This is a genomic window from Streptomyces sp. WM6386 (genome assembly GCF_000972385.1).
Classification (GTDB): Bacteria; Actinomycetota; Actinomycetes; order Streptomycetales; family Streptomycetaceae; genus Streptomyces.
On sequence record NZ_JXTE01000127.1, the window covers coordinates 1 to 8,898 of the forward strand.

Genomic DNA, 8,898 nt, shown 5'->3' on the forward strand with positions numbered 1-8,898 from the left:
CTCGAGCGACGTCGCGTTCACGCCTCGCTCCAGGACGAGCTCTGCGGCGGCTTCCACGATCCGGGCGCGGGTGGCCAGCCCCTTGCGAGTGAGGCCCTCTGGAGTGCTCATGCGGCCAGTCTACCGTTCTGGACGGATCCATCTGTTATTTTGGATACAGACGTCCAAATCATTGGATGAGCTAGTACAAATTGCTGCCGTCTACCAGGAGTTCTCCATGACACTTCAAGATCAATCAGCCCCCGTGGTCGAGCGGGACCTGTTCATCGACAACGAGTGGCGCCCGAGCACGGACGGCCGCTCGCAGTCGCTGGTCAACCCGGCGACGGAAGAGCCGTTCGGCAAGGTCGCCCTGGCGTCGAGTGCCGACGTGGATGCCGCGGTGCAGGCCGCGCGGACCGCGTTCGACGAGGGGCCCTGGCCCCATCTGTCCCTGAAGGAGCGAGCCGACCACCTGCTCGCGCTCGCCGACGAGATCGAGCAGCACACGGACGCCATCGCCGAACTGGTGATGGCCGAGACCGGGCTGGTCATCGGCGCCGCCCGCGGAAACCCGCTGGCCTTCGCCGGTCTGCTGCGCTACTACGCGAGCCTCGCCGACTCGACCGAACTCCACGAGGTCCGCACCGGCCTGTCCGGCGTCACCGCCCGCATCGAGAAGCGGCCCGTCGGTGTCGTGGCCGCGATCGTGCCGTGGAACGCGCCGCTCGGTCTTGCCGCCTTCAAGCTTCCCCCGGCCCTCCTGGCCGGCTGCACGATCATCATCAAGCCGTCCGACTTCTCACCGCTGAGCGCCGGCTACATCGCGGACGCCGCACTCAAGGTCGGCCTGCCGGCCGGCGTGATCAACATCCTCACCGCCAACCCTGAGCAGAGCCAGGAACTCGTCAGCCACCCGGGCGTGGACAAAGTCACGTTCACCGGTTCGACAGGCGTGGGGCGCGCGATCGCCGCGGCCGCGGCACCCACCCTCAAGCAGGTCACGCTCGAACTCGGCGGCAAGTCACCGGCGTTGATCCTGCCGGACGCGGACCTCGAGCGGCTCGTCTACACGCTGCCGATCAATGTCTGCAACAACAACGGCGCGCAGTGCACGGATCCGAGCCGGCTGATCGTTCCGGAAAGCCGTAAGGACGAGATCGTCGGGGCACTGGCCGAAGCGTTCGCACGGGTCAAGGTCGGCGATCCGCACGACCCGGACGCGATGGTCGGCCCGATGATCAACAAGGCGCACTACGACAAGGTTCTCGGCTTCTTCGAGACGGCCCGCCAGGAAGGCGCGACATTCGCCGTCGGCGGTGGCCGCGCGCCCGGGTTCGACAAGGGCTACTACGTCTCCGCGACCATCATCACCGACGTGTCGCCCGATTCCCGTGTCGCACAGGAGGAGATCTTCGGCCCCGTGACCACGGTGCTCACCTACCGCGACGAGGACGAGGCCGAGGCGATCCGGCTGGCCAACCACACCGAGTTCGGGCTCAACGCCGCCGTCTACGGCAGTGACGAGCAGCACGCGCTCGAGGTCGCACGCAAGATCCGCAGCGGCACGGTCTCGATCAACAACGGCATCACCATCGATCTCGGGGTGCCGTTCGGCGGCGTCAAGCAGTCGGGCTACGGGCGCGAACTCGGCCCCGAGGGTCTCGACGCGTTCTACAACACGCACGCGATCTTCCTCGACGGCGAGCCGATCGTGACGCTCTAGCGTCACGCGGACGCCCCAGGCCGACACCACGGAGACGGACCCCGGCCGGACCGCATACCACCGCACCGGAGGCTCCTCTGTCCGGAGGGCCTCCGGTGCGTCCGACGAGTGATCGAAAACGGAGTACGAGTTCGGTCGGCGGCTCCGTCGACCCTTTGGACAAGGGGCTGCCCGGCAGCGATGTGCACGCCGTCCCCTCACCCCGGCCAGCGATACCGCGACGCGGGTCGCAACCGAGCCCCTGCCTTTCCGGCCACCTGAATACTCCCCCAACCATTCCCCCACCATCGAGCAGAACGAGGAGCCATGCCCAAGGCATACGTCTTCACCGAGTACGGCGGTCCCGAGACACAGACCTTCGTCGACCTGCCCAAGCACGTTCCGGGGCCGGGAGAGCTTCTGGTCGCGGTGCACGCGGCCGGAGTGAACCCCGTCGACTGGAAGGTGCGCGCCGGCTACCTGCGGGAGGTCCTTCCGCTGACCCTGCCTGCAGCCCTTGGCACGGAGATCTCCGGCGTCGTAGAGGAGATCGGCGACGGGGTCGAGGGGTTCACCATCGGAGACGAGGTCTTCGGGGCCCTGCCGTTGACCGGCGGCTACGCCGAATACGCGCTGCTGCCCGCCCAGGCCGCGGCCCACAAGCCGGCCGCCGTGTCGTTCACGGACGCCGCGACCCTGTCGGTGTCGGCGGCCACCGCCCACCAGGGCATAGGTCGACTGAACCTCAAGCCCGGTGCCACCCTGCTGGTGAACGGAGCCGGCGGTGGTATCGGCGTTGCCGCCGTGCAGATCGCCCGCGACCTGGGCGCCATCGTGATCGGCACCGCCGGCCCGGATAAGGCGGAGTTCGTCTCCTCCCTCGGAGCCACCCACATCTCCTATGGACCAGGAGTGGCTGACCGGATTGCCGCGGTCGCCCCGAACGGCGTGGACGCCATCTTCGATCTGGTCGGCGGCGACGCCCTGTACGCCGTCGCCGGTCTCGCCGCGGACAAGTCCAGGATCATCACTGCCGTGGACCCGACGGCAGCGTCCGAACTCGGCGGTGGCTACTTCCAAGTGGCGCAGAACGGGGAGTCCCTCTCCCCCCTCGCGGGCCTGGTCGAGTCCGGCGCACTCGACCCCCACGTCAGCAAGGTCGTGCCGTTCGTCGAGGCAGCGACGGCTCTCGCCGCGGTCGAAGCCGGCCACGCCCTGGGCAAGACCGTTCTGAAAGTGCGGTGACGGACGCAGTACAACCGGCACCGGAGGGACTCCGCTGCGTCCACAGAATCGTCGTGCCGAGGCGAGGGACGTCACGGAGTTGCACGCCGGCGGACGCCGATGGTCGCTGGCCGGTGGCGGAGTACCAAGGCATCAAGCCGCGCCGTCTCGGCTATCAGGGTGCAGTGGCGGTGTGGACCCGGTGTTCGCGGATCTGGTCCTGGTAGTCCGCGACCCAGGTGATCAGGGACGTGACGACGTGGTGAGGTTGCGGCCCAGGGGGTGAGGGCGTACTCCACGCGCGGCGGCACCGCCGCGCGTAGGCGGTCCGGGTCACCAAACCGTCGTGCTGGAGCTGGCGCACGGTGAGGGTGAGCATCCGTTGGGAGATACCGGGGACTTCGCGCTGCAGGTCGGTGTGGCGCAGAGGGCCCGCTTCCAGTACGGCGATCACCAGCATGCTCCACTTGTCGACGACCCAGTCCAACACCTGCCGGACGAAGTCCATCGGCTCAGCGGGGATGCCGACGCACGGCCCCCGGCCTGCGGCGCCATCGGGTCGGTCTGCGGTGTTCATGCCGCACGGGAACCGGCCATCTCGCTTTGGAGGACGGCTCCGACAGGGGGCGGACCTACGTCCACAACAGTACGAGGACCTGGGCGTTCGACGAGGTCGAACGGCTGGCCAAAGCCGTGCGGTAGCGGTCTCCGCGGCGGTTTGCCCACCAGCTGGTGGGCAAACCGCCGCGGAACAGTCAGACGATCTCTGTCTGGCCGCCGTCGACCACCAGGTTGGCTCCGTTGACGAATGAGGCGTCATCGGAGGCGAGGAAGGCGATCGAGGCAGCGATCTTTGACCCGGATATGCCGCTCGCGCGACTCGTTGGCCCAGGTACGGGCCATGGACTGCTGGGCGGCCTTCATGGCTGCGTAGGCACCCAGACCGGGGCTGCCCCGTTCCCCCTCGATGGAGCTCATCAAGACGATCGACCCGCCCTCGGGCATCCAGCGCAATGCCTTCTGCACGGTGAACGCCACGCCCCGCAGGTTGAGGGCGTACGACGCGTCCAGCTCTTCGCCCGTGTAGCTGTCGATGGTGCCGAACGACGGTGCGCCGGCACTGGCGACCACCACGTCCACCTGTCCGTCGCGTTCGGCAAGTGTGGCGTAGAGCCGGTCGAGATCGTCATTGACGGTCACGTCGGCCTGGACCGCGACCGCGGCAGGTCCCAGCCCGGCGATCGCGAGGTCCAGCCGGACTGCCGACGGCCGACGGCCGACGATGTAGAGGTGACGCCCTCAGCGACGAAACGTTCGGCGGTGCCGAGTCCCAGGCCAGTGGAGCCTCCGGTGTCGACCACCGTGCGCCCCTCGAATCGCCTCACTGCGACAGGGCTTGTGTCACTCATGGTCCGGGACCAATACGATCCGGCCTCGGAGCCCGCCCGCGGCGAGGGCCCGGTGGGCATCCGCGATCTGATCCAGGGAATAGGTCCTGGCTACCCGGAGGCTGATCAGACCGGCGCCCGCGTAGGCCGCCAGCTTGGCCAGGCGTCCGGCGTCGGTGTGCCACGCCATATTGATCATCCGCACCTGGCGGCGCGCCATGGGAGCGGAGTTGAGCAGCGACACAAACGCACCGCCGTGCCGTACGGCGTCCGCCGCCCCGGCGGCCAGGTTGGCCGCGTCGACCGCGCCGTCCACACCGCCGGGCACCAGCCGGCGCACCGTGGGCACCAGGTCGTCGTCGCGGGAGACGAAAAGCTGCGCTCCGGCCTCCAGGACGAGCTTCTCGTCGCCCGGTCCCGCCTGGGCGACCACGTTCAGCCCGCGCAGCCGCGCAAGCTCGACCGTGAAGAGTCCGACCCCGCCGGCAGCGCCCGACACCAGCAGCCACTGCCCCGGCTCCAGGGCCAACGCGTCCAGCGCCTGGTCGGCGGTGGTCGCGTTCAGCCCGACCGTGGCCAGGTGCACCAGGTCCGTTCCGCCCGGAGCGGGGGCAAGTTCCCAGTCTTCCAGTACGACGTACTCGGCCTGCGTCCCCAGCGGCCGGTCCAGTCGCTCCTGAGTACCGAGGACGGCGTCCCCGACGGCGAACCTGGTGACACCCTCGCCGAGCGCGGCGACGGTGCCGGCCACATCCGTGCCGAGACCGAACTGCGGGCGTGCCGCGGTCGCGCCGTACTGAATGTTGAGCCCCATGCGCACCATCACGTCGGCGAAGTTGACCGTAGCGCCGACCACCTTGACCAGTACCTCTCCGGGCCCCGGTTCGGGTGTCGCCACCTCCACGACCTCGATCGCCTCGGGGCCGCCGGACTCTCGAACTACTGCTGCACGCATCTGTCCTGTCTTCCTCTCCGCGCGTCCCATGTGGAAGGCGCGGTCCGACGTTCGTCCACCGGTGAGCCGCGAGGAAGGTCCGCTCCTACCTGGGTCCAGCAGGGCCAGGCAGGGCCGCCGGCGGCGGCGTACCGTCGATGAGGTGGAGACGACCATCGGCGAGTTCCTGCGCACCCGACGCGAGCGCATCACGCCGGAACAGGCGGGGCTGCCCCCCAGTCTCACGCGGCGGCGGGTACCGGGGCTGCGGCGCGAGGAGGTCGCCCTGCTCGCCGGGGTCAGCCCGGACTACTACCAACGCCTTGAGCAGGGGCGTACCGCGCAGGTCTCCGACCAGGTGCTCGACGCCGTCGCCCAGGCGCTCTCCCTCTCGGACGTGGAGACCGAGCACCTTCGCAACCTGGCTCGCCCGCGTCGAGCCGACGCCGAGGCGAGAGCCACGCGACGGGCATCGAGAGCAGTGCCCGACGAGCCGCTGGTCCGGCTGCTGGAAGCCATGGGCGACGCGCCCGCGCTGCTGCTCGACGCCCGCCTCGACATCGTGGCGGCCAACGCCGCGGCCGAGGCCGTGTTCGACGTGAGCGGCATGCCGCAGCCCCGCAACGCGGCACGAGAGCTGTTCCTGCACCCTGAGGCCCGAGCCCGGTACTCGAACTGGGAGGCGATCGCCGCGGAGACCGTCGCCCAGCTGCGCCTGCTCACCGGGCGCCGCCCCGACGACGCCAAGCTGGCAGCGCTGATCGGTGAGCTGGCCATCCGCAGCGAACCGTTTCGGCAGCTGTGGGCAACCGGCGACGTACGGGAGAAGCGGCTGGGTGTCGTCCGTATCGTGCACCCGGTCGTCGGCACGCTCGAGTTCGATTACCACGTGCTGACCGTGCCTGCACGTCCCGACCGCTCACTGCTCACCTACCTGCCCCGGCTCGGCTCACCGACTGCCGAGGCCCTCGGGATGCTGCTGAGCTGGGTTGCCGACCGACCCGACCCGGTCGGTGAGGATGTTCCCGCCGCAGCACCGGAGTCCGACGGAGACGCGAGCTCGGCAACCGCCTGAGCGTCCTTGTAGCAGACGTCGATGTGACGGATGCGTCCGTCAGTCTCCTCGTCACCCCCAGACTCCGGCCGACCGCTCCCCAACCGGCTCTCTACCCCTACCACCGCGAGTACCTGCGCCCCAAGACTCCCGACGGGCGCGGCTGGGCGGGTCGGCCCCGACGGCAACCAGGCCGTCTCGGGATCCTTGATGGCGATATCTCCGCAGCGACGCCCTTGTGGAGGAAGCGGGCCGCATGATGGCGGAGGAGATGGCGCGGCCGCTGGGCTACGGCCGGTGCGGTGGCCCGGCTCTGGCCAGCCGGAGAAGAGAGACCCGGAGACCGGGGACGACGGAGCACACCGGAGGAGAGCTCCCGCCGCGCACTCTCCGGGCGGCGGGAGCGTCGGCGTTCTGTCCGCCTGTCTGACGGCGGTGACCCGGTGTCATAGGCACTCGATCCACACGGTGGCGGTCCACCAGGTGCCGCCCTGGTTCCCGACGAGGCTGACCTGGCTGTCGTAGACGTAGCTGCCCGGTCGCGAAGATCGTCTGGCACACACCCGGCTCACGGTGGACCATCGACAACCGGCTCCGCTTCGTCCGTGGCACCACGTGCGCCGAGAAGTTCTGCACGGTCCACACCGGCCACGGCCCGAAAACCATGGCCACCCTCCGCGACTTCGCGATCAACACACTGCGACCCGTCGGCCACGCGAACAGCGCGGCCGGACTCCGCGAGACCACGCGACGCGTCCCGCGTCTCGTAGTGGTCCGCCGCCGGTGGCCGCGGCTCCCCCCCCCCACGGGCGAATACTCTTCGGCGGGAACCGCTGTGGCCGTCCCGCCGACGAGACACGATGACCCCGTGGAGGAATCAGTCGGGGGCTGGGGCGAGGATCGTCTGCGCTGTGCGGTGGGTGATCTTCCAGTGCCCGTTGTCGAGCCGGTAGTGGTCGTTCAGTTCGACGATGTGTCCGGCGTTCGTGGCCGGATAGAGGGCGGGGCCCTCGTCGACGGGGGTGGGTCCGGCGTAGGCAATCAGGGAGACGGTGCCCTGGGCGCTTCCATCCCCGATGCTGTGGATGTGCTGGCTGGTGACGAGGTGGCGGATCGTCACCTCGGGACCGGAACGGGCGTTGAGCACGTCCAGGATCTCGGCGTGACCGCGCAGCTTGCGTCCATGCACCTCGTACAGGGCGTCGGGGGCGAACAGTTCGAGCAGTTCGTCGTACTCGCGCCGGTCGTAGTGGTGGAAGAAGGCCGTGTTCAGCCGGGCCAGCGACCAGGCCGTGACCTCCTCGGGAGTCACGCCTTCTGCTCCTTCGGAGTGATGGCGTCCGGGCTGGTGCGGGTCTTGAGGACGAAGTCGAAATCCATACGCCGGTAGGGGCCCTGGAAACCGTGTCCGGCTATGTCCTCGAGGTCCTCGTGCAAGCTGGTGTCCGCCTGCAGGGCGGGGTGGGCCACCTTCGCGCCGACGAAGTCCACGGCGATGACGGGGTCTCCCTTGAAGTAGATCTCACCGATCCAGGGGATGATCAGGTCGGGGTGGTGGATCTCGTAGTGGATGTGGGCCGGACGGTAGAGGCTGCGGCCGAGGGCCGCGGCGGCCTCGACGACCGCGTCGACCGCCATGGTGGTGGCATCGGCGTAGGCGACGGGAGTGATGGTGGTGAAGGTGTAGCGGCCGTCGTCGTCGGTGAGCAGGTGCCCGCGCAGGTTGTACTTGGGCACTTCGTCGTCCCACAGACCCGAGTAGTTGCCGTTGTTGGCCGCGTGGTAGATGTCCAGCTTGGCGCCCACGAGCGGCTGACCGTGGCCGTCCACGACGCGGCCGGACACGACCAGCGGGGTACCGGGCTCGTCCGGCCGCATCGGCAGGGCGCCGGGGTTGTCGACACGCGGGGAGCCGGGAAGGAAGGTGGGACTGGTGACATCCTCGGAGGGGGTGTAGCCGTCCTGGCCGCCCTGGAAGAGCTCGCTGTACAGGGGCATGGCGACCGTCGCGAGGGGTACGCCGGTGGCCCTCTGCATCTGCTGCAGCACGTCGGTGACGGCGTTGAGGTCGTCGAAGGTCAGTCCTTCCTCGTCGCGGAGGCGGGCCAGGGCGTCCTTGAACGCCGCGACGAGGCGTACCGCGCGGGGGTTGATCAGCGCCGGGTCGACGTAGGACGGATCGGTGATCGTGGTCATTCCGGTCTGCTCCTTCGTGGTGGGGGGATCACTGAGGGAGGGCGTCAGCCGCCCGGGGTGTGAGGGGAGTCGGCGGGGCACGGGTGCGGAAGCCGGTGGCGGCGGTTTTCACGGCGCGGTCCCTTCGGGCGGCGGGGAGAGTTCCCGGTGGACGACAGCGGGTGGCTTCGGTGGCGAGGAGTTCGACGGATTCGTCGGCTGTCGGCCAGGGGGCACACCGCAGGGCCCGCGGACGCCTCACCCACTGGTCGGGGCGCCGAGCCGGCCGTACGGCGGAGATCGCGAGGCGGCTAGGTGGCCGTCGCGGCGGAGGCGGCTCCAGGTCAGGGGTTTGCCAGCTCGGCGCGGATCTGGGGGAGCACTTTCGTGCCGAGCAGTTCGATACCGCGCAGGAAGTCGCGCTGGGGCATGCCGCCGA

General features: G+C 69.4%; 7 protein-coding genes and 1 pseudogene. 3 read left to right on the forward strand and 5 right to left on the reverse strand.

The annotated features are described in order from the left end of the window. The first annotated feature begins 217 nt into the window (after positions 1–217). A complete protein-coding gene (locus TN53_RS39560) occupies positions 218–1,705 on the forward strand; it encodes an aldehyde dehydrogenase family protein (RefSeq protein WP_046263695.1) in 1,488 nt (495 codons plus the stop codon). A gap of 306 nt (positions 1,706–2,011) precedes the next feature. Next, positions 2,012–2,929, forward strand: a complete 918-nt coding sequence (locus tag TN53_RS39565; protein WP_046263696.1) for an NADP-dependent oxidoreductase — start codon at positions 2,012–2,014, stop codon at positions 2,927–2,929. A 154-nt stretch (positions 2,930–3,083) separates the two neighbouring features. On the opposite strand, the gene TN53_RS39570 is transcribed toward TN53_RS39565, so the two are convergent. The 3 genes and pseudogenes from TN53_RS39570 to TN53_RS39580 form a co-directional block, all read right to left on the reverse strand. Continuing rightward, on the reverse strand, positions 3,084–3,416 hold the full coding sequence (locus tag TN53_RS39570; RefSeq protein WP_199924731.1) for a winged helix-turn-helix transcriptional regulator: 333 nt from the start codon (positions 3,414–3,416) through the stop codon (positions 3,084–3,086). A 247-nt stretch (positions 3,417–3,663) separates the two neighbouring features. Further along, a pseudogene (locus TN53_RS44515) lies at positions 3,664–4,192 on the reverse strand (SDR family NAD(P)-dependent oxidoreductase). Between the two features lie 117 nt (positions 4,193–4,309). Next, on the reverse strand, positions 4,310–5,251 hold the full coding sequence (locus TN53_RS39580) for an NADP-dependent oxidoreductase (RefSeq protein ID WP_046263698.1): 942 nt from the start codon (positions 5,249–5,251) through the stop codon (positions 4,310–4,312). 142 nt (positions 5,252–5,393) lie between these two features. Here TN53_RS39580 and TN53_RS39585 point away from each other — a divergent pair, with 142 nt between their 5' ends. Then, positions 5,394–6,305, forward strand: a complete 912-nt coding sequence (locus TN53_RS39585; RefSeq protein ID WP_046263699.1) for a helix-turn-helix transcriptional regulator — start codon at positions 5,394–5,396, stop codon at positions 6,303–6,305. An 856-nt stretch (positions 6,306–7,161) separates the two neighbouring features. On the opposite strand, the gene TN53_RS44315 is transcribed toward TN53_RS39585, so the two are convergent. Together TN53_RS44315 and TN53_RS44320 are read right to left on the reverse strand one after the other, a co-directional pair. Then, complete coding sequence (locus TN53_RS44315; protein WP_052745393.1) at positions 7,162–7,596, reverse strand: nuclear transport factor 2 family protein; 435 nt, start codon at positions 7,594–7,596, stop codon at positions 7,162–7,164. Then, positions 7,593–8,480, reverse strand: coding sequence for a hypothetical protein (locus tag TN53_RS44320; protein ID WP_052745394.1), 888 nt, complete (start codon positions 8,478–8,480; stop codon positions 7,593–7,595). Before TN53_RS44320 ends, TN53_RS44315 begins: the two co-directional genes overlap by 4 nt. Positions 8,481–8,898 lie beyond the last annotated feature (418 nt).

Bases quoted from the DNA above. Each gene is read 5' to 3' on its own strand.
- TN53_RS39580 (WP_046263698.1), bottom strand. From the start codon at position 5,251: ATGCGTGCAGCAGTAGTTCGAGAGTCCGGCGGCCCCGAGGCGATCGAG.
- TN53_RS39565 (WP_046263696.1), top strand. From the start codon at position 2,012: ATGCCCAAGGCATACGTCTTCACCGAGTACGGCGGTCCCGAGACACAG.
- TN53_RS39570 (WP_199924731.1), bottom strand. From the start codon at position 3,416: ATGGACTTCGTCCGGCAGGTGTTGGACTGGGTCGTCGACAAGTGGAGC.
- TN53_RS44320 (WP_052745394.1), bottom strand. From the start codon at position 8,480: ATGACCACGATCACCGATCCGTCCTACGTCGACCCGGCGCTGATCAAC.
- TN53_RS39560 (WP_046263695.1), top strand. From the start codon at position 218: ATGACACTTCAAGATCAATCAGCCCCCGTGGTCGAGCGGGACCTGTTC.